Origin of the sequence: Limnothrix redekei LRLZ20PSL1 (assembly GCF_043235035.1) — a bacterium.
Classification (GTDB): Bacteria; Cyanobacteriota; Cyanobacteriia; order CACIAM-69d; family CACIAM-69d; genus CACIAM-69d.
Genome location: NZ_JAZAQF010000028.1, coordinates 168,347 through 195,262 on the forward strand (window position 1 = coordinate 168,347; position 26,916 = coordinate 195,262).

Annotated in this window: 17 protein-coding genes; 9 read left to right on the forward strand and 8 right to left on the reverse strand. The window is 55.4% G+C overall.

The features are described from left to right. Nucleotides 1–35: 35 nt before the first annotated feature. Complete coding sequence (locus VPK24_RS05240) at nucleotides 36–2,279, reverse strand: ATP-binding protein (protein WP_393011043.1); 2,244 nt, start codon at nucleotides 2,277–2,279, stop codon at nucleotides 36–38. Between the two features lie 800 nt (nucleotides 2,280–3,079). Continuing rightward, nucleotides 3,080–3,262, reverse strand: a complete 183-nt coding sequence (locus tag VPK24_RS05245; RefSeq protein ID WP_393011045.1) for a hypothetical protein — start codon at nucleotides 3,260–3,262, stop codon at nucleotides 3,080–3,082. Nucleotides 3,263–3,791: 529 nt separating this feature from the next. Between VPK24_RS05245 and VPK24_RS05250 the strand changes: the two genes are divergently transcribed. Further along, on the forward strand, nucleotides 3,792–4,208 hold the full coding sequence (locus VPK24_RS05250) for a response regulator (RefSeq protein ID WP_242026467.1): 417 nt from the start codon (nucleotides 3,792–3,794) through the stop codon (nucleotides 4,206–4,208). 36 nt (nucleotides 4,209–4,244) lie between these two features. On the opposite strand, the gene VPK24_RS05255 is transcribed toward VPK24_RS05250, so the two are convergent. Continuing rightward, nucleotides 4,245–5,441, reverse strand: coding sequence for a homocysteine biosynthesis protein (locus VPK24_RS05255; protein WP_393011047.1), 1,197 nt, complete (start codon nucleotides 5,439–5,441; stop codon nucleotides 4,245–4,247). Nucleotides 5,442–5,682: 241 nt separating this feature from the next. On the opposite strand from VPK24_RS05255, the gene VPK24_RS05260 reads away from it, so the two are divergent. Continuing rightward, nucleotides 5,683–6,285 (forward strand): gamma-glutamylcyclotransferase, encoded by a 603-nt coding sequence (locus tag VPK24_RS05260; protein ID WP_393011049.1) that lies wholly within the window; start codon nucleotides 5,683–5,685, stop codon nucleotides 6,283–6,285. A gap of 88 nt (nucleotides 6,286–6,373) precedes the next feature. On the opposite strand, the gene VPK24_RS05265 is transcribed toward VPK24_RS05260, so the two are convergent. Then, nucleotides 6,374–6,496, reverse strand: a complete 123-nt coding sequence (locus VPK24_RS05265) for a hypothetical protein (protein WP_393011051.1) — start codon at nucleotides 6,494–6,496, stop codon at nucleotides 6,374–6,376. Nucleotides 6,497–6,582: 86 nt separating this feature from the next. Between VPK24_RS05265 and VPK24_RS05270 the strand changes: the two genes are divergently transcribed. From VPK24_RS05270 to VPK24_RS05290, 5 genes are all read left to right on the forward strand, one after another. Then, nucleotides 6,583–8,367 (forward strand): NAD+ synthase, encoded by a 1,785-nt coding sequence (locus VPK24_RS05270; protein ID WP_393011053.1) that lies wholly within the window; start codon nucleotides 6,583–6,585, stop codon nucleotides 8,365–8,367. A gap of 404 nt (nucleotides 8,368–8,771) precedes the next feature. Then, nucleotides 8,772–8,939: a metallothionein gene (locus VPK24_RS05275; RefSeq protein ID WP_099532687.1), complete on the forward strand. Its 168-nt coding sequence runs from the start codon at nucleotides 8,772–8,774 to the stop codon at nucleotides 8,937–8,939. Nucleotides 8,940–9,807: 868 nt separating this feature from the next. Then, the gene (locus tag VPK24_RS05280; protein WP_393011055.1) at nucleotides 9,808–14,640 is read left to right on the forward strand and encodes a PAS domain-containing protein; all 4,833 of its coding nucleotides are present in this window, start codon (nucleotides 9,808–9,810) and stop codon (nucleotides 14,638–14,640) included. 151 nt (nucleotides 14,641–14,791) lie between these two features. Then, complete coding sequence (locus tag VPK24_RS05285; RefSeq protein WP_393011057.1) at nucleotides 14,792–15,547, forward strand: Uma2 family endonuclease; 756 nt, start codon at nucleotides 14,792–14,794, stop codon at nucleotides 15,545–15,547. A 225-nt stretch (nucleotides 15,548–15,772) separates the two neighbouring features. Next, on the forward strand, nucleotides 15,773–16,273 hold the full coding sequence (locus VPK24_RS05290) for a cupin domain-containing protein (RefSeq protein ID WP_393011059.1): 501 nt from the start codon (nucleotides 15,773–15,775) through the stop codon (nucleotides 16,271–16,273). Between the two features lie 249 nt (nucleotides 16,274–16,522). Here the strand turns inward: VPK24_RS05290 and gcvP are convergent, their stop codons facing one another. Beyond that, nucleotides 16,523–19,423, reverse strand: coding sequence for an aminomethyl-transferring glycine dehydrogenase (gene gcvP, locus VPK24_RS05295; RefSeq protein WP_393011205.1), 2,901 nt, complete (start codon nucleotides 19,421–19,423; stop codon nucleotides 16,523–16,525). A 143-nt stretch (nucleotides 19,424–19,566) separates the two neighbouring features. On the opposite strand from gcvP, the gene VPK24_RS05300 reads away from it, so the two are divergent. Both VPK24_RS05300 and VPK24_RS05305 read left to right on the forward strand, forming a co-directional pair. Then, nucleotides 19,567–19,695 carry a hypothetical protein gene (locus tag VPK24_RS05300; RefSeq protein ID WP_393011061.1) on the forward strand — a complete coding sequence of 43 codons (129 nt, stop codon included), beginning with the start codon at nucleotides 19,567–19,569 and terminating at the stop codon, nucleotides 19,693–19,695. Nucleotides 19,696–19,938: 243 nt separating this feature from the next. Further along, nucleotides 19,939–22,233 (forward strand): ATP-binding protein, encoded by a 2,295-nt coding sequence (locus VPK24_RS05305; protein ID WP_393011063.1) that lies wholly within the window; start codon nucleotides 19,939–19,941, stop codon nucleotides 22,231–22,233. A 107-nt stretch (nucleotides 22,234–22,340) separates the two neighbouring features. Here VPK24_RS05305 and VPK24_RS05310 read toward each other — a convergent pair whose 3' ends face one another. The 3 genes from VPK24_RS05310 to VPK24_RS05320 form a co-directional block, all read right to left on the reverse strand. Next, nucleotides 22,341–23,873, reverse strand: a complete 1,533-nt coding sequence (locus VPK24_RS05310; RefSeq protein WP_393011065.1) for a bifunctional pantoate--beta-alanine ligase/(d)CMP kinase — start codon at nucleotides 23,871–23,873, stop codon at nucleotides 22,341–22,343. A 155-nt stretch (nucleotides 23,874–24,028) separates the two neighbouring features. Then, nucleotides 24,029–25,561 carry a hypothetical protein gene (locus tag VPK24_RS05315; RefSeq protein ID WP_393011067.1) on the reverse strand — a complete coding sequence of 511 codons (1,533 nt, stop codon included), beginning with the start codon at nucleotides 25,559–25,561 and terminating at the stop codon, nucleotides 24,029–24,031. Nucleotides 25,562–25,968: 407 nt separating this feature from the next. Beyond that, complete coding sequence (locus tag VPK24_RS05320) at nucleotides 25,969–26,868, reverse strand: alpha/beta fold hydrolase (RefSeq protein WP_393011069.1); 900 nt, start codon at nucleotides 26,866–26,868, stop codon at nucleotides 25,969–25,971. Nucleotides 26,869–26,916 lie beyond the last annotated feature (48 nt).

Consider the following 26,916-nt stretch of genomic DNA (forward strand, 5'->3'; position numbering starts at 1 on the left):
TTCACGAGTAACTCATGCAACGAGCTGTCTTGAGTTTAGTGGTTACGATCGGTCACTGCTAGGGGGAGCCACAGGTGGAAGGTTGTGCCCTTTTGGGGTTGGGATTCGCAGGCAATTTTGCCCCCATGCCGATCGACCACAATTTGGTAACTGATGGATAGACCCAACCCAGTGCCTTTGCCAACGGGTTTGGTGGTGAAAAAGGGATCAAAAATTCGAGAAGTGACCTCTGGGGGAATTCCGTTGCCGTTGTCTTGAATGGTGATTTCAACGCCTGGCTTTGAGGGTTGACCAAACTCATTCACCGCAGAATTTTCTGCCATTAATCGAGTGCGAATTACAATGCGCGGATCGGTTTCTCGGTCTTCGAGCGCATCGATCGCATTGCTTAATAGGTTCATAAACACTTGATTGAGTTGGCCGCTGTGGCATTCCACAAAGGGCAACTCGCCATAATCACGCACCACTTCAATTCGATTTTGCCGGCCTTTACGCTCCAGGCGGCTATGCAAAATGAGCAAGGTACTGTCGATGCCTTCATGCAAATCCACGGAGGAGACTTCCGCGCGATCGAGCCGCGAGAAATTGCGCATGGAAGCCACAATGCCTTGAATCCGTTCTGTGCCTTGGCGCATGGAATGCAAGACCTTTGGCAAATCTTCTAGCACGAATTCCAAGTCCATCTGCTCGGCCTGGGCCATGATTTCGGGATCATGGTCATGGGTGTGGCGTTGGTACAGGCGCACCAGTTCGATCAATTCCGTGAGGGCATCGCTGGCCCAATCCAGGTTGCCGCTGATGAAGTTGACGGGGTTGTTAATTTCGTGGGCAATGCCGGCCGCCAACTGGCCAAGGCTAGACATTTTTTCGGAGTGAACCAGTTGGGCTTGGGCTTTTTTCAAATCCTCAAGGGTACGTTCTAGCTCGTGAAATTGGGTTTCGGTGGCGCGCACGGCGGCCTGGGAGCGATCGTACAGTTCTGCTTGGCTGATGGCGACGGCCAGGCGATCGGCCGCCCAGCGCAGGGCCTCGCAGTCGTCGCTAGACCATTGACGACGTTGGCTAGTGGTGGTGCAGGCGATCGCCCCGGCATGGCCAGAAGCCGTCTGCACAGGCACAATCAACAGGGCATTGATCCCGGCGGACTCGGCCCAGTGGGCCACTTGGGGATCGGGGTGGTGCAGCAGGTGGGTGAGTTGTGTCCAGGGCAGGGTGGAAGTGGTGCTTGAATCTGCCCGATCGAGCGCCGCTGGCATCAACAGGGAGGGCAGGCCTTGGGCGATTGCCCGGGTGAAAGCCCCGTCCAAGGCCGGTTGGCGGCTGTCTTGGTGGCTAACGGTGAGCTGCATGGCTCCGTTGGGGCCCCGCAAGGCCCACAAATACGCACAGCGATCGACCCGCAACACCAGGCGCAACTCTCGCACCGCCGCCGCCAAAATCGCATCCAAATCGAGGGATGAGCGGATTTTTTCGAGCCAAGGTCGCAGCCGCACCTCTGGCTTTTGTCGATCGCCCTGTTTAGCCAAGTCATGGCCCAGCGCCAGCGCCACCAACCGCGCCACCTGTTCCACCGCCTCTTGCATGGCCAACGACCAGGGGCGATCGCGCCACAGCAACAACATCCCCAGGGGATGCCGCTCCATGCGCAGGGGATAAGCCCCCCAGTAAAAAGCCTGGGCAGAGGATGCCGCCCCCTCGGAACCGGTCTCCAACCCTTGGGGTGCAAGCTGCGACAGTTCCAGCTTGCCCATGGAGCGACTGCCCCGCCGCCCCAACTTGCGCACCTCCGCTTCCGACACGGAGCGATCAAAATGCACCGCCAAATTTCGCCCCTGTCCCCGCACAAACAGGGCCGCCAACTTGAACCGATGTTGCACCCGATCGTAAGACCACAGTTCCGCTTCCTTTAGATCCAGGTAACGGGCTAAGTAACGTAATGTTCGTTGCAGTCGCCGTTCCAGGGGCCCCGTGCCGGTCAAAATGGCCCCCACCCCATTCAGCATCGTCAGCAGCGATCGACAGTCCGCCTCGGAACTGCTATCTAGCCAATGAGCCGTTGAATCTGGATCCGCGCTGAAGGCCAACTCTTGATTCAGGGAAGCCGAATTGGCCACTGGTTGATTCGCTGAATGATTCGTTGACTCGATCGCACCGTCAGACCAAGAGGAGCTATTTCTGAGACGTGCCGCTGAGGTTCCGAGGGAATGAACTAACAACGGCCCAGCTTGGGATCGATGAGGCGATCGCCGCATGGCGTAGGACGGTAGTTGAGTAACCATTACAATTTCCAAAATTGGCTGCTGGAGGATAGTTGCGGCATCTCTCCCCAAAACTGTTAAAAAAATCTGTATTTGCTATCAATTTTAGCCCAGGATCTTTCACTAGATCTGCGAATGTGGCGTTTTATTGATAAATCTACGAAGGATTGGACGCAAACCCTTGATCATAAATTTATGTAAATACTCTCCAACCCTTAAATAAACACGCTTCCCCTTGATTCTCGTTAGATAATTTGCTGATTTTGACACTAAGTCTTGATTTCACGGGCGATCGCCCATTAGAGCTTTCAGAAATTGAATCTATTCTCATTACTGGTCTCAATTACTCCTTCGGCCGATCAGGTTAAGTTTTTGATCTTCATAATTGTTCAAAAACCTGATTCCACGGCAATTGTTTCCCGATCGCAATTGACCACTCCAATTGCTTTTGCATCCCCTCAGAGAATCCTGAGAGGATGCAAATTGGCCTTTGGCATCATCAGTGCTCGCAAAATTCCAACGTTAGCCTTGATGACTTTCAATCTTGATAGGGCCTTGCTGATGCCCCATAAACTGATGATGCCCCATGAACGATCGAGGCCCTACTCCATCACCAATGGCTCATCAACATGGCCCATCAACAATGCCCCAACGCCCCGATCGCCCATTCATCGCTACTGGATTAATAACGAATAATTGACGAATAGTTGACAAACCGTTAATGAGTCATCAATCAGCAGTCGAGCAATGGTTTATGAACACCAGAGGAGCACTCAATAAACGCTGGATAGATGCTGGACAAATACTGGACAAATATCAGATCAATCTTGAATGAATTTTGAATGAATTTTGGATAAATTACAGTTATTAATAGAGACAATATTCAAATTCCCTTCATGTTTTTTGATCTTTTCTTCAAAAAATCCCTGAGCTACCCATTCCGCCCCAACCAGCCCAAAACCACGCCATTTCCCCTGCAAGACCTTTGACAAGGGCCAAATCATTGCCGCTGCCCTCTCCGCCAACAAGCGTAAGAGACCCAGACTCCTTATTTTCAAATTGCGCTACTGTTGCCGTGGGTCGAGGTCTGAGAGACGCAGCGGGCAAGATCAGCACCGATCGCGCCTGGGTCGCAATCCGCGCGCCAATCATCAACTTTGACAAATCATCAAAAATTGATGCCTATGGACAGAATTTTGACCAGGGCGCAACGGAAAATGCCAAAATTTAATTAGTTCCCTGCTTTAGTCTCAGTCCCTCGATCGCCTTGAAATTGTCTTGAAAGTCCTTGTCTTTCTCCTTGGGAGATTAGCCACATGGGTGAAAGAAATCAGGAATCTAGGAATAATCATCTAATAAGGCAGCTAAGGTAGCAATTGATGGATTAATCAAACGAGAGTGCTATTTCTTGCAGGATTGGGCAGGCTGATTCAACCAGCGACCTGAAACCAACCTGCGAGGGGTGAGGCACAAGGCGTTTGGGAATTTGCCCCATCAATTGCCGCATCGATCATCTCAATCCTGGGGTCAGTCATGAACAGCTCCTCTGATGTCGTTTCTGTGGCTCGATCGAGCATGACAAAGCCCACGGTGCTGGCGGTGGACGACAGCTTGATTGTGCATACCTTGGTGCGCCGCACGTTAGAGGATTTGTACAACGTGGTGACGACGGCGGATCCGGTGGAGGCGCTGTCGATGATCTACCACCAGCGGATCGATCTGCTGCTGTTGGATGTGTCGATGCCGAATCTGAATGGGCTGGAGCTGTGCCGGATTTTGCGCAGCTTGCCCCAGTTTGCTGCGCTACCGGTGATTATGTTGACTTCCCACGATCGCCCGTTCGATCGCATTCAAGGGCAACTGGCGGGAGCCACGGAATACATCACCAAACCGTTCGATCAAGATGCTTTGCGCTCCTTGGTGGCTCACCACACGCTCGATCGCGCCTAGGTGAGCGATGCCTTGGGCGATCGCGACCCCTGCGCCCTAAGGTTCCGATTCCATCCCAATTTGTCCCCAGCGATCCTGCGGAATAAAGGTGCGATCGCTCGGCAACGGGGCCACGGCCTCCGACAGCAAAAACCGCCCCTGTTGAATTTCCAATTTCAGCGCCTCGGATACCTGGCGCGACAGGGCCAAGCTAGTGAGCGGTGCTGTGCGCACGAGTTTTCCATCAATTTCAATGCGACCGGACTTCAGTTGGGCATAGTTCACCAGGCCAAAGGTGGGCCGCACTCGTCGGGGAATCGAAAAATCCACGATCGGGGCCACAATCTCTTCATCTTTGACGGCGCAACGGGCCACCACCGCTTCGTCCACCACCGGCAACGGCACACCCACCCCCAACATCAGGGACGGCCCATAGCCTTTGAAATAGCAACCGCGCACCCATTGGGCCTGCATTTGTTTGGCATCTCCCACCAAAGCCAGGGTGGCCGCCGGGCCGATCGGGGTTTGGTTTGGGAGGCGTTTTTGCAGCGGAAAATGCTGAGTTCCTTCCCAGGCAATGTAACCCTGGCTGCCAGCCAACCAAATGCGGCTGCCAATGCCCAACAGCCGCAGTTCCGGATCATTCAGCAAGGGAGACAAGGCCCCGCCGCTGACATAGACCGCATTGCCCAGGTTGGGCTGCAAGGGGCCCAGGTAGGTATTGAGCAGTCGATCGCCTCCATTCACGCCCACGATGAAGTTTTGGTAGAGGTTGCGGGGGTTGTAGAGATAAAATTGGTTGATCGTGTCGCGGGAGATCGAGGTTTCAAAGGAGCCTCGGGGATAGCAGTCGGTCACATGTCCGATCGCCCGCAGTTGCACCGAATGCCCCGCGATCAAGCTTTCAATGACATGGCCACCGCCCCGATCGCGGCCTTCTTCGGGTGCTTCCCCGTCGGCGAATTCCACCGGGTGGCTGGCTCCCAAATATAAGTCCACCGCCCCAAAGCCCGCATAGGCCGGCACGCCATCGAGCCAGCAACGGCGAATTTTGATCGGTGGATCCGTTTGCCCCAGGTTCAGAAAGGCCCCAGAAGCCTCCATGGGTTCAAAGGTTCCGGTCACCACCACGTCTACCCGCGCGGCCGCCGCCTGGATGCCGATTGTGGCCACTTGGGCTTTCAGTTCTTCGGCCGTCCAAACGGTGACTTGGCCACTTCGGATTTTGTCGTTGATCTCGGCAATCGATCGCATGGGCTTCGGAACTCGGTAACGTAATCTGAATCTACCGTTGAATCTACGGTTTTTCGATCGAGTTTTAGTTGTATTTCGGTAAACAGTTTTGCTAGGATGCAAACCAGCACAATGCTGGCACAATCTTGCTCGCTGCTGACCCCTTCGCTTCGGGTTCGATCGAATGCTTAATCCTCCGTAACCCAACAGCCCCCAGCGGTGACAATCGGATCAACGTTTCCCCATCCACCTCCGTCTGCCGATGAACCCCTCTCGCCCCGCCCCGATCGCCGCACCCGTCGCCCCCCAAGCCTCACTGACCAACGGTTCTCTCGCTGAACCCACGTTTCTGTACTTTGCCTATGGCTCCTGCATGTGCCCGGTGGATTTGCAGCGCACCCTCGGAGAGCCGGCTTATCCTTACCTGGTGGGCACGGCCATGCTTGAGGGTTATCGGTTGGGGTTTAACTGGCGATCGCCCCGGCGAGAATGCGGCGTGTTGGATGTGGTTCCCGATGCCCGATCGCGCGTTTTTGGGGTTCTTTATGCCCTGCCCTGGCGCTTAAGCGACCAACTGGACGATCGCGAAGATGTGCCCCGAGGCGGCTACCGTCGCGAAACCATCACCGTTACTAGCCAGGGACAAACCTACCGCGACGTGCGCACCTACGTGGTTGTGGACAAATTGCCCCGCGAACTGGCCCCCAATGATTGGTATTTCACCGTCGTGATGCGCGGAGCCACTACCTGCGGCTTGCCAGAAGAATATTGCTGGAAACTCTTCCATCACATGGCCCAACTTCAGCGCCAACATCACCACCATCAATATCCCCATCCTCATCCCTATCACCCCCAAGCCAGCTAGGCCTTGGAACATGGATTCAACGGGACTAAATGCGACCTAGTCCGAATCAAAGCCGATCAAATCCAATCAAACGGTTGATGTTTGGGGGCTAATCAACGGCTAACGATTCCAGAACAGACATTTCAGCCTGTTCTCCACGGTGGCGCAACAAAAGCACCGGGGCCCCAAGGAAAGGGGCGATCGACTCGGCAAATTGCAGATCAATTCCCATTACGCGATCGCTAATTTGCCGATAGGCTATATCGATAATTTCGTAGTTCCGTCGATATCCCGATCGATCCTCCCCCGCTTGCCCCCATGAAAATTGCCCTCGCTCAACTGAACCTTGTGGTCGGAGATTTGGCGGGAAACGCCCGTGCCATCCTCAACGCTGCCCAGCAGGCCAGTCGCCAAGGTGCGCGGCTGTTGGTGGTTCCGGAATTAGCCCTTTGTGGATATCCACCGCGCGATTTGTTGGCTTGGCCCAGCTTTTTGGAAGCCACCAAACAACAGTTGACCAAGCTGGCCCGTGAGCTGCCGCCTAATCTGGCCGTGCTGACGGGGACAATCATTGGCAATTTGTTGGCGACCGAAGGTGGAAAAAGTCTCTTTAATAGCGCAGTGCTGATTGATAGTTGTGCCCTGCGGCATGTGTTTAGTAAACGACTGCTGCCCACCTATGATGTTTTTGATGAGGGGCGCTATTTTGAGCCGGGTAAAAAAGCGGAATGGTTCACGCTCGATGACATCAAAATCGGCGTAACAATCTGTGAGGATATTTGGAACAACAATCAGTTTTGGGGCCGCAAATTCTATGATGTGGATCCCCTGGCGGAATTGGCGGATTGTGATGTGGATTGGGTGGTGAATCTGTCCGCATCGCCCTACACGATCGGGAAGCCTCGGTTGCGCGAAGAAATGCTGCAACATTCGGTTTTGAATTATGGTTTCCCGATCGCCTATGTCAATCAGGTGGGCAGCAATGATGATCTGATCTTTGATGGCACCAGCTTGGTCATCAGTCGCACAGGGGCGATCGCGGCCCGGGGAGCGAGCTTTGAAACCGGGTTAATCATCACGGAATTTAATCCGGAAACCCGCGATTTTGTGGTCACTGGCCAGGAAGGATCTTGGCCCCACAGCTTGCCCCTGTTGGCAGATGAGCAACCCCTGCCAGAACAAACTGGATTGTTAGCTCCCCTGGCTCCCAGCACCGATGCGGAACTGTGGTCAGCCCTCGTGTTGGGCATTCGGGACTATGCCCGCAAATGTGGCTTTCGCAAAATTGTGCTGGGCCTCAGCGGGGGGATTGATTCCACCTTGGTTGGAGCCTTGGCGGTGGCGGCATTGGGGGCCGAAAACGTTTTGGGCGTGTTGATGCCTTCCCCTTACAGTTCCGACCACTCGATCACTGATGCCCTGGCCCTGGCGGAAAATTTGGGTTTCCAAACCCTGAAACTTCCGATCGGGGACTTGATGGCCACCTTTGAGCAAACCCTAGCGGAACCCTTTGCCCAAACCCAACCGGATGTGACCGAAGAGAATCTGCAATCGCGCATTCGCGGCAATTTGTTAATGGCCTTGGCCAACAAGTTTGGCTATTTGCTTATTTCCACAGGCAACAAATCTGAAATGGCTGTGGGCTATTGCACCCTGTATGGCGACACCAACGGTGGCTTGGCCGCGATCGCCGATGTGCCCAAAACCCGCGTCTATTCCCTCTGCCATTGGCTCAATCAGGGGCAAGTGGGCGCGGCTGCCTTTGCGCGGTTGGTGTCCCAGGGGGCGGAAATTGTGCCCAGCAACGTGCTGAACAAGCCCCCCAGCGCCGAACTGCGCCCCGACCAACTGGATCAAGATTCCTTGCCCCCTTACGAAATTTTGGATGACATTCTCGATCGCCTGGTGAATCGTCGGCAGTCCCTCGCGGATTTGGTGGCTGCTGGTCACGAGTCAGCCACCGTGCGGCGGGTGATGCACCTGGTCGCTCGGGCTGAATTTAAACGGCGACAAACGCCCCCGGTGCTCAAGGTTAGCGATCAGGCCTTTGGGGTGGGTTGGCGAATGCCGATCGCCAGTTGCTGGCAGTTGAGCGATGCCTAGGGTCATCAAAATTGCCTAGGGGCATGGCTTAAGGGCTTCAGCATTCTCGGAAAATTTTCCCTTTCCCCGATCGACCCTTGACAATCGCGGGAAAAGTCATGCTAAAGTAGCAACATCTGAACAAACGTTCAGCTATTCATCTAAGGCTGACCTAAAATCAACTTAGGTTTCAACTTAGACCCCAACTTAGACCCCAACTTTGAGATTCCCACCTCAAACGCCAATCGCGATCAGGTCATGGCTTGGATTCATTCAGTTTTGGAACCCCATGCCGGGCCCAGAACTCGGGGAACTCCCCCTTGGACAACAACCAATGACCCAGCGACGCACCATCCTCGATCGGGGATCTTAGGGATCTTCAACCCACTCGCCTCACTGCTCAGTGAGATTGCTAGGAGCAACCCATGACGACGACCACTCAAAAATGCGACTGCGGCCCCTGCCTCTGCACCGTGGACTTGGCAACCGCCATCCAAAAAGACGGAAAACACTATTGCAGCGAAGCCTGCGCCAACGGCCATGAAGGCGGCGCTTGCTGTGGCAATTCCGGCTGCAATTGCGGTCAAGCTTAGGCTAAATTTTTGCCGTAGGGCCTGTCGTCAAATCGCCTGAAACCCTGATTCCACCGTTGGCAGATCGTGGGGAACAAGATGCTCAAGCCCCTTGTTCCGACGACTGGGACATGGAAAATCAATCGTTTCCGCCTGATCCTAGGGAATGACGACAGGCCCTAATTTCTGACAGTTCGGATTGGGGCGTGCGGCCGTGCGCCCCCTTTGCAGTTTGATATGGCTGTTGATTTTTGATATGACTGTAGATTCATTTTTCTAAGCTCATATTCAAGCTCGTTTTATATTTTAAACTCACGCTTTTAAAGGCAAAATTTGATAGAAATCGACAGAAATTAATAGAGATTAATAAATAATCAGTAAAAAATGAGATAATCAGTAAAAAGTGATCAGTAAATGATCAACAGATATTGATATACAGCAACAAATATTGATTGGCGGTGATGTGCGATCGCGCCTTCGTTGGGTCGATCGACACAATTTGATCATTTAAGGCCATTACAGTTTAAAAAAGACACAATTGAAATAGAACCTGAGTTCAAGTGCAGCTTGCCAATTGCCAATTCCTAGTGTGCGGATCCTGGTTTGCTCAGACCTGTTTCTGGGCAATATCTCTGGGTAATGTCCTTGGGGGATAGCCTTGGCGATCTTTCCTAGAAGCATTTCTTGGCGGCATTTCTGGGAAATTTGCTCGCCAGTTCATTGGCTGGCAAGCATCTGAGGAAACCCGAGAGTTTCGGCCAACAATTGGGAAGCCTCGAAGGATTCTTGGGCGGTAATGGCGATCGAGCACCATTACCCCAGCCTCCTAGTGCAAATGCAGAATAGAAGGTTCCGCCTATCCCAAACTGAGGTGCGGTTCGTTTTTGCTATGGCACTGAGTGAGACCTTTCTCGATCGCCCGGACATGGGCCACAGCGTTGAGCGATCGCGCGAACAGCGGGCAACGGAAACGGGAAATCTGGCCCAGCGAGTGATGGAGCGGTTGGCCCGGGGCGATCGCTGGCCGCGCATTGCCCAAGCCGCCCTGCATGATTTGCGGCTTCAGTTGGGGGTGGATGCGGTGTTGATTGCCCAGCGGATCCAAAACCAAGGATTGCAGGTGGTTTATGAATCCAGCCGCCCCGACGAGGACAGCCGCTTGGGTGGGGAGTTTCCGTTGCAGTTTCCGCTGCTGCCCATTACGGCGTTGGAGCCAGTGATTGGGGTGGCGGGGCCGTTACAAGGACGATCGCCCTTGCTCTGGCAACATCTCAAGGCCTTGCAAATTCAATGTTTTGTGGCGATTCCCATTGCCCCCCAACAACGCCATTGGGGTTGGCTCATGGCCGTGCAGTCGGCTCCAGTACCGCCCCTGTCCATTGCGGCCCAGCGGGAATTGCAAGCGGTGGCCCTGTCGTTGGCGGTGGGCTTGCGGCTGGAAGGATTGGAGCAGGCCGCCGAAACGCAGGCGGTGGTGGAAGTTCCTGAGCCAGGCCTGTCAGAATCGGCTAGATCCAACGGGTCTGGGGGGGCGATCGAGCCGAATTGCATACAATCTGGGTCGGCAAAACCTGAATCCAGCAAGCCTGAATCCAGCAAGCCTGAATTCAGCAAACCTGAATTCAGCAAACCTGGATCTAGCAAACTTGGATTTGATCGCCCCTGGCACCGATCGCACCTCCCAACCTTGGCCGCCACCGATCGCGCCTTGATTTATCGCAATCCCGATCGCGATCGGGTCAGTCAGTCCATTGCCCAAGCCCTGCGCCTGGCCGAATCGCGCTGGATGGCGGTTTTTCGACTTAATCCTTCTCCTGGCCTAATTTTGAACGGCGCAGGTTTGATTTTGGAGGCCAATGAAGCCTTCACACGCTTGGCCGGCTATTTGCCAGCGGAAGTGCAAGGCCTCAGCGTGCAATCGCTTCAGGGATTTTTGCGCGATCGGGACTATCAACAAATTCGCTCCACCATCCAAACCGGTCGCTATTACCAGTCCCCGGAACTGGCGATTCATGATCTCAACGGCCAGCGCAAATTGGTGCAACTGTCTGCCGCCCCGATCGAACTGGATGGCCAAGCCTGTTTATTCTTAGCCTTCCAAGACATCAGCGACCTCCAGCGCCGGGAAGCCATGTTGCGGGCCTTGGTCGAAGCCACCACCAGCATCGGCAAGGCCTTTTTTGAGAACTGCGTGCGGCTGTTAGCGGAATCCCTGGGCGTTCGCTATGCATTCCTCACCAGCGTCATGGATTATCGATGCAACCAAGCGGAAGTGTTGGCCTGGTGGAATCAAACGGAATGGGGAACCAGCTTTGCCTATTACTGGACCCATCACCCCTGTGCCATCGTCTTTGGCGGCCAAACCTACACCTGTGGGCAAAATTTGCAATCCCAATTTCCCCAAGGAACCAACCTGCGCAACCTGGGAGCCGAAAGCTATGCAGGCGTGCCCCTCCAAGACTCCCAAGGCACAACGATCGGGGCCTTGATTGTGATGGATACGCAGCCGTTGCCCGAGGATCCCAACCACATCACCATTTTGCGAATTTTTGCAGCCCGGGCTGCGGCCGAGCTGGAACGGCAGCGGGCGAACCGCGCGATCGATCGCCTCAACACGGAATTAGCGGCCCGCGCCGCCGAACAGTCCACCGACCTGGCCCACAGTCAACATATGCTGCAAAAAATGGCCGATGCCAACCCCAACATGGTTTATCTCTACGACCTGACCCAGCACCGCACCCTCTACATCAACCACGCAGTGCAGGATATTTTGGGCTACACCCCTCGAGAAATTCAAGCCATGACCAGCGCCATGGTGGTGCGCCTGGTGCATCCCGACGATTTTGAGCGCCTAGCCCATCATTACGGCACCGTTTTGGGCTGTGCGGATGGGGAAATTTGCGAGCGGGAATATCGAATGCAGCGATCGGATGGGGAATGGCGCTGGCTCTTTGAGCGGTTAACGATCTTCTCGCGCGATCGCCAAGGTAATCCCACCCAACTGCTGGGCAACATTGCAGACATCACCCCCCTCAAGGCCGTTGAAGGAGCCTTGCGCCAACTGAACGAACAGCTAGAACAGCGCGTTCAGGAGCGCACGGCCCAACTGGCCGAAAGCCAGCGGTTTGTGCAGCAGTTGGCCGACTCCACCCCCAACTTGCTCTACCTCTACAACCTGTTGGATCAAGAGTTGGTCTATGTCAATCAAGCGGTGGAAACCCTGCTGGGCTACTCAGTGCCGGAAATTCAGCGGATGGCCCAAGGCTCCTTTGTGGATGTGCTCCATCCCGATGACTGGTTGGCGCTGCTGCAATATGGGCGCACCTGTGCGCGAACTGAGGTGGGCCAGGTTTTGGAACGGGAATATCGAATGCGTCATGCCAATGGAGAATGGCGCACCCTCAGCAGTCGGGAAACGGTTTTTAGCTTGGATGAGCAGGGGCGGCCGCAACTGTTGTTGGGCACAGCCAACGACATTACGGATCTGAAACGGCTGCTGGAGGTTTTGCAACGGCGATCGCACCGCGATCGGGTCTTAGCCAGCCTATCCCAGCAGTTTTTGAACGAAGAGATTGGCGTTGCCCTGGCCACCACGCTCTCCACGGTGGTTTCCGCCCTGCATCTGAGCCATGCCTGGTTTTGTTCGCGGCCGGCCGCTGGTCAGCCCTGGAGCCTGGATGGCTATTGGTTGCGGCCCACGGATCAGGTGGCTTGTCCGCTCACACCCGATCCCTCAACGCTGTTGTTGCCGTTGAATTGGTTGGGCGATCGCCTGGATCGATCGGAACCGATCCTGTTGCCAGATCCGACGGATCGCTCAAATTCCCTGAACGCTGCCATTGACCACTGGTTAGCTGAACAGGGCATGAGTTCGATCGGGGTGTTGCCCATTCACTACCGCAGTGAACTGGTGGCTTGCTTTGTTTTGGCCATGAACCAGCCCGCCGCTTGGGAACCCAGCAGCATCAAATGGGCCCAGCAAGTCGGCACATTGATGGCCATGGCCCAATCCCGCGCCACCGCCGAAGCCGCCCTGCGCCAAGCCAAAGAAGCTGCCGACTTGGCCAACCGTGCCAAGAGCGAATTTTTAGCGAACCTCAGCCACGAAATTCGCACCCCCATGAACTCCATTTTGGGGTTTTGTGAACTGCTGCAACGGGAAGCCCGAGACCCCAAAACCCGATCTTGGCTTCAGGTCATGACCCAAAGCGGGGAAACCCTGTTGGCTTTAATTAACGATTTGTTGGATCTCTCAAAAATTGAAGCGGGAAAACTGGTTTTGCACTGGGGCCCCATTCGACCGCGCTTGGTGTTGCGTGAAGTGGCAGAAATGTTTACGGTAGCAGCCCAACAAAAAGGCATTCAGGTGCAGGTGGCCGTGGCCGATCGGATCCCTGAGCTGATCACCTTTGATTCCGTGCGCCTCCGACAAATTTTAGTCAACTTGGTGGGCAATGCCGTGAAGTTCACCGAGCGTGGCCATGTCACGATTTCCCTGCAAACCATTCCCAGCCATGCGGTTCCCCAGGCGGCCAACAACCCCGATCGCGCAACCCCCCCGCACCAGTCCCCCATGCATCCCACATTCGTTAATCCCAACTTTACGGGACAACCCAACCCCGAAGCCCTTCCGGAACCCACGCTAAATCTGCGGTTGACGGTCACAGATACGGGAATTGGCATTGCGCCCGACCAGCAGGCTCGAATTTTTGAGGCCTTTATTCAAAGCGAAGGGCAGTGTGAACGAGAATATGGCGGCACGGGGTTGGGACTGGCGATCGTCAAGCGGCTCACGGCCATGCTGGGGGGCACAATCCAAGTACGCAGCACCTTGGGGCAGGGCAGCCAGTTTTGTTTGTACTTTCCGGCGGTTCCGGTGGTTCCAACACCGATCGCGGGGCGATCGAACCCGCATCCCATTGCCCCAGACCAACCCCACCCCAACGGTCTGGAAACGCTAGCGGCCTGGAAAGGTTTGGAGAATTTTGAGGACTGGATGCCGCAATCATCATGGAAGTCGGAACCGAAATTCGCACCGGAGCTGGAACCAAACCTAGCAATGGGATCAATGGGAGATCGGGCCCTAGCGTTCAAGGCGTTAGACTTTGGTCTGGCTCCAGAGCTAGCCCCAGAATCACCCTCAAAATCACCCTCAAAATCACCCTCAGAATTACCCGTAAAACCGCCCACAGAGTGGCCGCCCAACAGTCCTAGCCCAACCCAACCCCCGATCTCAGCCATCGCCCCGATTAGCTCAGGAACAGGCCGCCCCTCCAGCCTGGACGTGGCTCTGAAAGCTGCCTTGCAACAGGCCGCAGAGCAACCCCCACCGCCTCTGGCCCCAACGGATTTAGCGGCACAGAGCCGGGCGATCGCCCCGATGCAACCCACCGACGCGGCCCCCAATCCCCTGATGGTGCGATCGTGGCTTTTGGTTTATGAAGGATCCCTGCGCCAAACCATGACCCTGCGCCAGATGCGTAGTTTCGTGGAGCAGTTGGCCCAGTGGTCAGCGGCCAGCGGAACGGAGCCTTGGGTTACCTGGGCCAGTCAGGGCCAAGAGGCACTCGATCGCCTGAACACTGCTCAAATTCTGAATGTTTTGGATGGTTTACGCACCTTTGCAGATCAGCAAAATCCGCTAACCTCAGACCCTGCGGACAATTGCCCCACCAGCGCGATCGGGAACCCCATTGGCAACACCTACCCAAAACCCAACTAACACGATCACAATCTTGACACGATCACAATCTTGATTAGAGACCTGATTGAAAGCTGACTTGCGAAGAGAATTTATATAACAGCAGCGATCACATTGATCGCATTTTTGGCCAGCAAAGTGAGAGCAGATCAGAGATCCTAGGAGGCGATCGATGACCCTAGCACTGGATAGACCAACCACACCACCACTGGCATCTAGCTGGCAGCGCCATGATGCCACCTGGGCAGATTATCTAGCGGTTCGCGATTCCAATTCAAATTGGCAAAAAATTGCATTTCATCACGACTGGCTGTGGGTCAATATGGGATTTGAAGGGCCGAATCATGCGGCATTTAGCGATTTGATCACGATGATTTTTGGATTTTGGGCATTTCTCCATCCAGAAACCACCCTGCAATCCTATGGTCGCTGCTTGCTGGAAGCACCGGAGACCCACGCCTGTTCACCCGATTTGGTGCTCTATCGAGGGGATAATATTCCCCAATGGCAACCGGGCCAGCCGCGTCGAATTAATTTACAACGCGATCGCCAGCCAGACTTAGTGGGCGAAATTGCTGACACCACCCTCAGCCTAGATCTGGATGAACAAAAACAGCTCTATGCGAGTTTAGGGATTCCTGAATATTGGGTGGTTGATGTTAAGGGATTGCGAATTTTCGCCTTTGGTTTGGATGAATCGGGTCACTATCTATTACTAGAGAAATCGCAGGTGTTAGCCGGTTTGCCGATCGCCCTCCTAGAACAAACCCTGGAGCGACTGGCCACGGAAACCAACACGGCCGCGGCGGCTTGGTTCATGCAACAACTGCAAACGCCCCCTAGCAACCCAGATACCACCCAGACGACAACCGAGAATACTGAACCGCCATCCTCCGATCAAAATCCGCCCGATCAAAGCCCAATTTAATCGGTAACTGCGATTCCATGGAATTTTGATTGTGCCTGTTTGGCGTTGCAACTATTTGATCGATTGGGAAAGCCTGTAAACCCTAAAAAATGATTTTTCGAGCCGTTGGCGGTGATTGAAGCCACAATTCAAAAAATTCAGGAGGGCACGATCGATCAGTTTCAGTGTGATCCAAAAACAGCTCGTCTGGTTTCAGTTCATACATCATCCTAGAGAGTCCAGATCATGAATCCTGAAAAGCCACCTGCCTTGATCAAAGCATCTGAAATTGATGCGATGGATGCAGTCAAATTTCAACATCCACTGAATCCCAATTCGGAAATTGATTTACGGTTTTTGGGTCGTGTAGCCGGCCTCAAACAGATTGGCATCACGATCGCCCGAGTGCCGCCTGGCAAAGAATCGTTTATTTACCATGCCCACCAAACCGAAGAAGAGTGGGTTTATATTTTGTCAGGTCGGGGCATTGCGGAAATTGGTGAGGCGGAATATGAAGTGGGGCCCGGAGACTTCATGGGATTTGGCATTCCGCAACAGCCGCACCACTTGCGCAATCCCTTTGATGAAGAGTTGGTTTATCTGATGGGTGGTGAAAACAAGCCCTTGGATATGGCTATTTTTCCAAGGGTGGGCAAGCGGGTCATTGGCGATCCAACCTCAGCTTATCTTGTGGATGAATCAGCCTTGGAATTGTTTTGGAGTAGCGATCACTCCGAGGATGATTAAGGGGCATTTTCAAATTGCTGAAAACCCTGATCTGTTACTGCAAAACTGTTGGCAGACAAAGGGCTTAAGCCCCTTGCTACGACGATGGCAGCCAAGAAAATTAGCCGTTTCAGTCTTCTCGGCAATGAGGCTGATTAACCCTGGCAAATCGGTTAATCAGCCCCAAACCGATTAGTAATTGTGGGCGATCGCATCTGTCCAAGGTTGATCGGGCTTGATGATGCGATCACCCGCTAATTTCAGGTGGTTTTAGCTGGGTTCGGCGTAGGCCTCCATGGGCAAACAAGAGCAAACCAGGTTGCGATCGCCCCAGGCGTTGTCGATCCGGGAGACCGGCGGCCAGTATTTCACTTCGCGCGTCCAGGGGGCGGGGTAGGCTCCCTGCTCGCGGCTGTAGGGGCGATCCCAGTCGGCCTTCAGCAGCACCTCGGCGGTGTGGGGTGCGTGCTTCAGGGCGTTGTTGTCCCGGGGCATGGAGCCAGATTCGATCGCCCGGATTTCTTCCCGAATGGCGATCAGGGCATCACAGAAGCGATCGATTTCGGCTTTCGATTCGCTTTCGGTGGGTTCGACCATGATTGTGCCCAACACGGGCCAGGAAACGGTGGGCGCGTGGAAGCCGTAGTCCATCAGCCGTTTGGCGATGTCATCCACTTCGATCGCCGCCGACTGTTTCACGCTTCGCAAGTCGAGGATGCACTCGTGGGCCACGAAGCCGGCCTCACCGCGATAGAGCACGGGGAAGTGGCGATCGAGCCGGTGGGCGATGTAGTTGGCGTTCAGGATCGCCAGTTCCGTGGCCCGTTTTAGGCCGTCTGCGCCCATCATCCGAATGTACATCCAGGAAATGGGCAGAATGCTGGCGCTGCCGAAGGGGGCCGCGGACACCAAGCCGATCGAACCGTCGCCCGTGGGGGCCTGGGCGATCGCCTGCCAATCGGTGGGGGGCAGGAAGGGAGCCAGGTGCGCCGCCACCCCGATCGGCCCCATGCCGGGGCCGCCGCCACCGTGGGGAATACAAAAGGTTTTGTGCAAATTCAGGTGGCACACATCGGCCCCGAAATCGCCGGGACGACAGAGGCCCACCTGGGCGTTCAGGTTCGCGCCGTCCATGTAGACCTGTCCGCCCCGATCGTGGACGATCGCGCAGATTTCCCGAATCGCCGTCTCAAATACGCCGTGGGTGGAGGGATAGGTGATCATCAACGCGCCCAGGTGATCGGCGTGTTGGTCGGCCTTGGCTCGCAGGTCGTCGAGGTCGATGTTGCCGTTGGCATCGCAGGCCACCGGAACCACTTGCAGCCCCACCATCACGGCGCTGGCGGGGTTTGTGCCGTGGGCGGACTGGGGAATCAGGCAAACGGTGCGATCGCCCTGGCCCCGGGCCGCGTGGTAGTGGCGAATGGTCAGCAATCCGGCATATTCCCCTTGGGAACCGGCGTTCGGTTGCAGGGACACGGCCGCAAAGCCGGTGATTTCCGCCAAATCCTGCTCCAGTTCCTCAAACAGAATTTGGTAGCCGGCCGCCTGCGATCGGGGCGCGTGGGGGTGCAGATTGCCAAATTCCGGCCAGGTGACGGGAATCATTTCCGCCGTGGCGTTCAGCTTCATGGTGCAAGACCCGAGCGGAATCATCGACTGATTCAGGGCCAGGTCTTTGGCTTCCAGGCGGTGCAAGTACCGCAGCAGTTCCGTTTCGCTGTGGTAGCGGTTAAAAACCGGGTGGGTTAAGTAGTCGCTGGTGCGCGATCGCGTCAGGGCGGGCGGTTCCACGGGGGCGATCGCCTGGCCGCCAAAGATCTTGATCAGTTGCTCCAAATCCTGCTCGGTGGTCGTTTCGTCCAGACTGAGGGCGATCGCTCCGTCGGGCAGGTAGCGCAAATTTACCTGGCGCACTTCGGCGGAGATTTGCACCTCGGCGGCCGATCGATGGGGCGATCGCGCCGTGGGTTTCAGGGCGATCGTGTCGAACAGTTGGGCGGTTTCCGCCAGGTCGTAACCCAAGGACTGCAAGGCCTGGGCCAGGCTGACGGTTTGGTGGCGCACCCGCTGGGCGATCGCTCGCAAGCCCGCCGGCCCGTGGTAGGTGGCATACATGGCCGCCATCACCGCCAACAGTACCTGGGCCGTGCAAATGTTGCTTGTAGCCTTGTCGCGGCGGATATGTTGCTCGCGGGTTTGCAGCGACAGGCGCAGGGCCGGCTTGCCCTGGGCATCCTTGGAAACCCCGACGATCCGGCCGGGCATTTGCCGCTTGAACCGATCGCGCGTCGCAAAAAAGGCCGCATGGGGGCCGCCATAGCCGAGGGGCACGCCGAACCGCTGGGAACTGCCGATCGCAATGTCTGCGCCCCAATCTCCCGGCGGTTCCAGCAACGTCAGGGCCAACAGATCCGTGGCCGCCGTCACCAACGCATCGGCGGCGTGGGCTTGCTCCACCAATTGCCGGTAGTCCTCGATCGCCCCCAAGGTAGTCGGGTATTGGACGATCGCCCCGAAAATGCCGCGCGCCGTCCAGTCCTCCGCCGTCAGCGATCGCCAGTCCGTCACAATCACCTGAATCCCCAGCGGTTGGGCCCGGGTTTGCAACAGGGCGATCGTTTGGGGATGGCAACCGCGATCGGCCACAAAAGCCCGCGCCGTTTTCGATTTGGTCGCGCCATAGCTGAGGGCCATGGCTTCCGCCGCCGCCGTCGCCTCATCCAGCAAGGACGCATTGGCAACTTCCAGCCCGGTCAGATCACAAACCAGGGTTTGGAAATTCAGCAGCGCCTCCAGCCGACCCTGGGCAATTTCTGCCTGGTAGGGTGTGTAGGCCGTGTACCAGCCGGGATTTTCCAACACATTCCGCTGAATCACGCCGGGCACAAGGCAACCGTAGTAGCCCGTGCCAATGAACGATCGCCAAATTTGGTTTTGGCTGGCAATCTCCCGTAACCGAGCCAGGGCCGCCGTTTCTGTCATCGCCGGGGGCAACTGGAGCGATCGATTCAGTCGAATATCTGCCGGGATTGTTTTATCGATTAATTGCGCGATCGACTCCAGCCCCATGGCCTCCAGCATGGCGGCCGTTTCGATCGGGTCGGGCCCAATATGCCGCACTGCAAACTGATGGGGATCTGCGCTCGGGAATGTTGCCCCAGGGGCGATCGATTGCGAAACAAATCCGCTAGCCACGTTTTTAACCTCCTACTGCAAGAGCCAGGCACAAACCCAACCACCCAACATGCCAAACCACCCATCAAACACTGGATGGCCACCAGCAGCAATATTCGCCGGCCGTTTCTATTCTGATGCCTTTTGCTCAAAGCTCCAGGGCCGCCGGATTCCATCCTGAAGGGGCGAGCAATATCCTGGAAATGGCGGGCGAAACGATTGCTCCGGGCGAGCAACAGCGCTTCGGAATTGAAAAAACCCCTTAAATCTAAACAAAATTAGTCAATTTCGCCAAATTTAAACTTAAAAACTTCCAAAGAACTTTCAAATCAGTCTAAATTTCCTAAGTCACAATCGAAGTCGGATGGTATCCTGGCATACCAATTGTTGTCGGAAGCGTCGTTTGCTGAGCATCTGTCTGGGATGTTCTGCCGTGGACTCGCAACTCGATCGAGCCTTCCCTAGTTTTTTCCAACTGACGGTTTACAACTATTCCTTTAGGAAAGTGGATGGCGACTATGACGATGGTTCAACATCAACGGCGATCGAGTGGTGCAGCCAAAGGGGCCGGAATCCGCAAAGGTGCTTGGATTCGTCTTAAGTTTTTGCTAATTATTCCGTTTTGCCTGGAAGTGGGCTTGGCTGTTGGTCTCAGTGCCTATTGGTCGATCCAAAATAGTCGCCAGGCCGTTGGTCGGATGGTGGATCATCTGGAAAACCACACGGTTGAAATGGTCGAGGCTAAGTTGTTACAGGAGTTGCGGCAGCCTCATCAAATCAATGCCATCAATGGTCAGCTTCTGGCTCGGGATGTGATCTCCTCCGAAGACTTGGGAGCCATCCAACAGCAACTCTGGCAGAGTATGCGGATTTATCCCGGCATGACCTACATTAACTTTGCCAATCCTCGAGGGTTGTTTGTTGGGATTGAACGGCTGAGCAATGGCGATTTGGTCTCGGAGGTAATTGATCCCCAACAGCATCCGGGCAAGATTAAACGATCGTTGTTAGACAGCAATGGGCAGATCAAAAAACAGCTTGATTTGTATGATTATGAACCGCGAACGGATGATTGGTATTTAGCAGGCGTTCGAGCAAAAGGCCCCACCTGGAGTTCCATTTATACCTGGGAAACCGGTGAACCCACCAAGCGATTGGCGGTGTCTGCCAGTTACCCCGTTTATAGCGAAAAGAATCGATCGCTCAAGGGTGTGATTGGCATTGATTTTCTGTTTGATGCCTTGCAACAACAACTCCAATCTCTCCACATTACCCCTAACGCCAGGGTCTATTTGTTGGAGCGGGACGGTAAGGTGATTGCTGCCTCGACGGGTAATAGTTTCTCGCAAGAAAGCGGTTCCATTCAGCGCCTGTCGATGGATAACACCAACGATCGGGTGTTGAAATCTTTGGGGGGTCTGGTGCGGGCCAAAGATGGGCAGCTTTTGCAAAATGTGGAGCTAGAAACCCCCTTGCAAGATCAGCCTTATTTTGTGCGATCGGCCAGTTGGAATGGTTTAGAGGGCTTAGATTGGCAAATCCTGTTGGCCATCCCCCGATCGGACTTGACCCGGGAAGTGGATCGCAGCACTGAACAAACCATTTGGATTTGCGCCCTGGCCGTGGCGGGATCGGTGGTGTTGGGAGTGGTCACCACTCGAACTATCAGCCGGCCCGTGCAACAGTTAGCCGAAGCGGCGGAACGGTTTGCGATCGATCAAAAACAAACCCTGCCGCCCCGATCGCCCATTGTGGAACTCAGTGCGCTCTCCCATTCCTTTGATTCCATGGGTCGGCAATTAAAAGCCTCCTTTGAAAAATTGGAACAGGCAAACGATCATCTGGAACAAGCCAATTTGGCCTTGGAGCAGCGAGTGGAAGAGCGCACCCGTGAATTGTCGGCCGCCCTCACGGATTTGAAGGACACGGAAGCCCAACTCATTCAGACTGAAAAGATGTCCAGCTTGGGGCAAATGTTGGCCGGAATTGCCCACGAGATTAATAATCCCACCTCATTTGTTTATGGCAATTTGGACTATGTTCAGGAATATATGAATGGGTTGCTAACGCTGCTGGAAATGTATCAAGCAACCTATCCCCATCCCCCTGAAGAAATTAGGGATTACCAGGATGATTTAAACCTGGATTTCCTGGTGGATGATTTGCCAAAGGTGGTGCGATCGATGCGCGAAGGCACAGAACGAATTCGCAATATTGTGCATGATTTGCGCAATTTTTCGCGCATGGATGGCCAGGAAATGCGCTGTGTGGATTTGCACGAAGCCCTCACCAGCACCCTGATGATTTTGGGGCATCGATTAAAGGGTAATGGCTCGTCGCCCACAATTCATGTGGTGACCCAATACGACGAGGCTTGGCCCGTGGACTGCTACCCCGGTTTGATGAGCCAGGTGTTTGTGAACTTGCTGGTGAATGCGGTGGATGCGCTGGAAGAGGCGGCGTTGCGGGGCCAATGTCCACACCCGGAAATTGTGATTTCCACGGAGGCGCGATCGAGCGATGGTTTGTTTGTGGTGCGGATTCGGGACAATGGCCCCGGGATTCCGGAATCGGTGCAGCAACGGATGTTTGATCCCTTCTTCACCACGAAGCCGGTGGGCCGCGGCACGGGGTTGGGCCTGGCGATCGGGTATCAAATCGTGGTGGAAAAACACGACGGTCAACTGATTTGCACCACGGATCCCGCCTGGGGCACGGAGTTCATGGTGGCGATTCCGGCCCAACGCGCTGCCCCCGGTTCGATCGCCCCGGCCACCCAAGCGTTGGCCACCGTCGCCGCCTAGGATTAGGGCCTGTCATCGGATTTTGAACCCAAGGGATCGCGCCTACTCCGCCCCGGAGATCGTCACCAGTTGCCCCGAATCGAAATTCAGTCCCAGGATGACAGCCCCTAAGAAACCCGCGCCACAATCGCTTGCACCACTTGCTCGATCGTCATGCCATCGGTGATCAACTCCCAAGCGTCAATCGCCTTAACCATGGGGGCCACCGCGCGGTTGCTGTCTTGATCATCGCGCTCGGTAATGGCGGCTTCAAGGCTGTCCAGGTCGGGCAGGTCGGTTTGGCCCCGATCGCGCCAATCCTGGAGCCGTCGCTTGGCCCGCTCTCGGGGGGTGGCGGTCAAAAAGATTTTCACCTCCGCCTCGGGAAAAACATGGGTGCCAATGTCGCGTCCTTCGGCCACGAGACCGCCACAACGCCCGATCGCCCGTTGCTGGGCCACCAGGGCCCGCCGCACCTCCGGATGGGCCGCCACCACGGACACCTGGGCCGTGACGGTCGGAGTCCGAATCAAACTGGTCACCTCTTGGCCATTAATCCAAACGCGCTGTTCGCCGCCGGGGGTCACCGGCTCGCCAAAGCGGATGGTGCAATCGGCGGATAGCTCGGCCATGGCCAGGCGATCGGCGGGATCCAGACCCCGATCGAGGGCCAACCAAGCCACCGATCGATACATGGCTCCCGTATCCAAATAAAGCAACCCCAATTGTTGGGCCACCCGTCGGGTTACGGTGGACTTGCCCGCGCCCGCCGGCCCATCGATCGCCACAATCGGCCGGCGCGTTTGCAGAATCACATTGTCAATCAGTCGTGCCGATCCCACCTGGGCCGCCACCGCCAACAGGCCCGCCTGCTCCAGGGTTTGGAGAGGCGTGAGGGAGTCGGGATCCACCAGCTCGGCATAGTCCAGGTTCAGGCCCGGCGCTTGGCTCAGGGTCGATCGCACCGGTTCCAGCAGGGCCGCCGCCGATCGCTCGCCGGCCTGGAACTGGGCGATCGCCCCTTGCAGACTTTGGAAAATGGCCAAGGCCTGCTGTCGTTCCGGAGCGCTCAGGTATTGGTTACGGGAGCTGAGGGCCAAACCGTCGCTCTCCCGGACGATCGGGCAGGTAATCAGCTCCACCGGCAGGTTCAAATCCGCCACCAACCGCCGCAAAATCGCCACCTGCTGGGCATCCTTTTGGCCAAAAAAGGCCAAATCAGGCTGCACCACATTCAACAGCTTGGTCACGATCGTGGTTACCCCTTGGAAATGCCCCGGCCGCGATCGCCCACAGAGCACGTTGGCCAAGCCGTCCGGCGGCACCACTTGGGTCAGTTCCGCGCGATCGGCTGCCACGCCCAATGCCGCAGGCGTGGGGACAAAGACCAAATCCACGCCCGCCGCTTCGCAAAGGGCCAAATCCGCCGCCAAATTTCGAGGGTAGCGCTCCAGATCTTCTTGGGGGCCAAATTGCAGTGGATTGACAAAGATGCTGACCACCACCCGGCCACATTGTGATCGGGCCCGGGTCATCAGGCTGCGATGGCCCTCATGCAAGGCCCCCATGGTGGGAGCCAAGCCGATCGCGATGCCAGCAGCGCTCGATCGAAACAATTCCATTGCGCAGCGCAAGGCCGCCACCGTTTTCACCACTTGCATAACATCACCTGCCGCTTAACCGTTGCTCAGCGCTTTGCCCAACGACAGTTTAGTTAAGCATGTTCGTTAAGCGTGAGTTAAGAAATCTCGGTTGCGATCGGCTGGTCTGTGCTGGCTGGGTTTGGACTGAGCGAAATCCAAGCTGCTGAGCAACATCAAAGTTTGGGCTTACCCGCCTTGAGCCGCAACTGCTCCGTTTCCTGCAAAATTTGCAACGAATCCGCCCGATCGCGCGATCGTTTGATGTAGCTCAACTTCAGCTCTTCTAACAAATCAAAAATCAGCTCTTGCAACTCCTGCTGAGTTTTGGGTTCTGCCAATCCCTTGCGGAATGCAAGCGAAGCATCCTCGACTAACTTTTCAAGCAACTTTTCCGCCTCAGGATCAGCAACTGCAAAGGTTTTGTAGGCCTTTTGGGGCACATTAGTGGCAATGGCAGATAGATTGGCCGCAATTTGCCCCGCCAACTGATTTGAAAAATTGCTGAACCCCGGAAAAGCTCGCAGGGCTTGATAGGTTGGCGTGCGAGCCAAAACCGACTCCATTTGATAGGCCAAAAGTTTGGCTAAATCCTCTTGAATTTCCGGCAGCACGCGATAGAGACTCAGTTGTAAAACCCGATCAAAAATCGCCTGAATCTCGTTTACGTCATTCACTTCCACATAGGGATTATTCGCCACATCCAAAATTTGCTGGGACAGGCTGCCGGATTTCACCGAACTCTGGAGACCATAGATAAATTCCAGCACCACCACTTCCGTTAATTCTGAAGCAATGCCCGCCAAAATTCCTCGGCTGATCAGGGCCCGAATGGGTTCCAGGTTGGGGAATTGCGCCTTGTTACTACGAATCACCACGGGAATAATTCGCAACCAGCGGAAGAAGGGACTAATGAACAACAGATCCCACCAATGGCTGAAGGCGGCGGCTTGCCAACTGAGGGCAGAATAGCGGCGACGAATCCACAAAGTCCGCACCACAAATTCCACCGCAAACAAAATGACAAAGGGCGTATCTAAAATTCCAAAATAGTCGGCGGGTCGCCCGTCTTCTCCAATGCTGCGGAAATAGTTACTTTGCAGTTGAAACCGAATTTCCCGATCAAAAAATCGGAGTTCCCTGGTCCAGGTGCGCGAACGAAGATAGTCAACGCTCCAAAAGGTGTCAAAGGCACGTTTGGAGGACTCCACGCCCAGTCGATCGCGCATTCGGTTTTTAATAATTTCCAAGCTACCGGTGCGATCGGATAGGGTGAAAGGATTTTGGTTAATCATTTCCTGGCTGCGATCACGCAGATCCGCTAGCAGGGGCGACACCTGAGGCGAGTCCACTCCCCCGCGCTCCAGCACCGTCACCAATTGATCAACCACTTTCAGATAGGCCTGGGTTTGGCGTTCCGGCTCGATCCCAACGATCGGGTCATAAAATAGCCGCACTTCTCCCGGTGGCCCCACCACTTGGCCCAGCAAGGGAACTTCCGTGCCCCAATCTCGCACCAGCAGAGCCGCGCGCAAATACCACGATCGCAGCGGCACATAGGTAATGTGGAACGCCACCAGCATCAAATTCAGCCAAGCCACAAGGATCAGCAGCCGCTCAGTCCACAGCACCAAATGCCAGCGCCTCACAAACTTGACAGCTTGGGCGCGACGGTTCGATCGGGAGGTGGAAGATGGATTGGCGGTCATGCGATCAGCGGCCAGCTTAGAACTGTGCCTCGTAATTTGCGCGTAATCAGCACGCCAGCGGGTACGGCACTGACACAGCACCTGTCCGTTGATTGACGTTGCGGTTGATTAACTCTGGACGACCCCGATCGCGGGATGGACTGGGGCTAATTCCCAAATGCTGGAACAGCCGATCACAAGGGGGCCGAGTTCCTCATTTCATCGGGCCCGTCTATATTGCCATTGGGCCAGGCTTGGCGGTCAACTTGACTTGAATTTTGCAAGGTTTTGCAACGCGATCGGCCCGGCCGCAGCGTGAATTAGGCGCAACGGGCCCTCGTTGCGCGGCTAATCAAAGGTTAAACGTCAAAGATTCAGCATCAAAGATTTAGCGCCAAAGGTTAAACATCAAAAATTTTCTGCCCCACTCAGGCCATCTGACTCAGCCAGTTGACGATCGCCGAGTTGACAACTTCGGGACGCTCATCATGGGGACAATGACCCGTCTTGGGAATTGACACAAACGTCACCCGATCGCCCGCCGTTTTCGCCAAATCCTGATAGATTTTGGCCCCCTGAATCGGTGTCCAAGGATCCGTTTCTCCCCACAACACCAACAGGGGCCCGGCAATTTGCGGCAGCAGCGTTTCGGGTTTGGGGCCCGGCGGTGCAGCCAAAATCGAGGCAAAGGTTTCGTATGCGCCTTCATCCCCAGAAGGTTCATGCAGCAAATCCACCAGTTCCGGCGTAACGGCTTCTGGGTTGCCATAAACCTGCTTAAGCGTGCCGCGAATCCGGTGTTTTTGGCGAATTTGATTGAACATAAACCGCCCAATGCCTGGGGTATTCACCACTTGGGCAAACGTACCCATCACCAACCGCAACACCGGGTTTAATTCCTCGGGGCGGTGATTTAGCCCCCCGGCACAGTTCAGCAACACCGTTCCTCGGGTATGTTCCGGAGCCGCCGCCGACAACATCAGGGCCAACAGTGCCCCGATCGAGTTACCCACCCACAGGGCTGGTTCTTGGATGAATTCAGCCCAAAAATCCAAAACCAAATCTTGCCAAAGCTCCATGCTGTAATCGATCGGGGGCTTTTGGGAACCGCCGAACCCCAACAGATCGATCGCATAGACCCGGTAGCCGGCCGCGGCCAGAACGGGGATATTTTTGCGCCAATGGCCGATCGAAGCCCCAAACCCATGCAACAGCACGATCGGCTGGCCGCTGCCCTGGGCTAACCATTGCACTCGGTAGCCACGCCACAGCCAGGTTTGAAAGGCCTCCTGGGCCAGGGATTCAGTCGGGGAAACCAGCGCAGTCATAGGGCTTCGGGTTTTCTAAAGTGCTTTACAAATGGGTGAAAGGGCCGG

Bases quoted from the DNA above. Each gene is read 5' to 3' on its own strand.
- VPK24_RS05245 (WP_393011045.1), bottom strand. From the start codon at position 3,262: ATGATTTGGCCCTTGTCAAAGGTCTTGCAGGGGAAATGGCGTGGTTTT.
- VPK24_RS05290 (WP_393011059.1), top strand. From the start codon at position 15,773: ATGAATCCTGAAAAGCCACCTGCCTTGATCAAAGCATCTGAAATTGAT.
- VPK24_RS05250 (WP_242026467.1), top strand. From the start codon at position 3,792: ATGAACAGCTCCTCTGATGTCGTTTCTGTGGCTCGATCGAGCATGACA.
- VPK24_RS05260 (WP_393011049.1), top strand. From the start codon at position 5,683: ATGAACCCCTCTCGCCCCGCCCCGATCGCCGCACCCGTCGCCCCCCAA.
- VPK24_RS05255 (WP_393011047.1), bottom strand. From the start codon at position 5,441: ATGCGATCGATTGCCGAGATCAACGACAAAATCCGAAGTGGCCAAGTC.
- VPK24_RS05270 (WP_393011053.1), top strand. From the start codon at position 6,583: ATGAAAATTGCCCTCGCTCAACTGAACCTTGTGGTCGGAGATTTGGCG.
- VPK24_RS05320 (WP_393011069.1), bottom strand. From the start codon at position 26,868: ATGACTGCGCTGGTTTCCCCGACTGAATCCCTGGCCCAGGAGGCCTTT.
- VPK24_RS05300 (WP_393011061.1), top strand. From the start codon at position 19,567: ATGCCTTTTGCTCAAAGCTCCAGGGCCGCCGGATTCCATCCTGAAGGG.
- VPK24_RS05275 (WP_099532687.1), top strand. From the start codon at position 8,772: ATGACGACGACCACTCAAAAATGCGACTGCGGCCCCTGCCTCTGCACC.
- VPK24_RS05315 (WP_393011067.1), bottom strand. From the start codon at position 25,561: ATGACCGCCAATCCATCTTCCACCTCCCGATCGAACCGTCGCGCCCAA.
- VPK24_RS05240 (WP_393011043.1), bottom strand. From the start codon at position 2,279: ATGGTTACTCAACTACCGTCCTACGCCATGCGGCGATCGCCTCATCGA.
- VPK24_RS05285 (WP_393011057.1), top strand. From the start codon at position 14,792: ATGACCCTAGCACTGGATAGACCAACCACACCACCACTGGCATCTAGC.
- VPK24_RS05305 (WP_393011063.1), top strand. From the start codon at position 19,939: ATGGCGACTATGACGATGGTTCAACATCAACGGCGATCGAGTGGTGCA.
- VPK24_RS05310 (WP_393011065.1), bottom strand. From the start codon at position 23,873: ATGCAAGTGGTGAAAACGGTGGCGGCCTTGCGCTGCGCAATGGAATTG.
- VPK24_RS05280 (WP_393011055.1), top strand. From the start codon at position 9,808: ATGGCACTGAGTGAGACCTTTCTCGATCGCCCGGACATGGGCCACAGC.
- VPK24_RS05265 (WP_393011051.1), bottom strand. From the start codon at position 6,496: ATGGGAATTGATCTGCAATTTGCCGAGTCGATCGCCCCTTTCCTTGGG.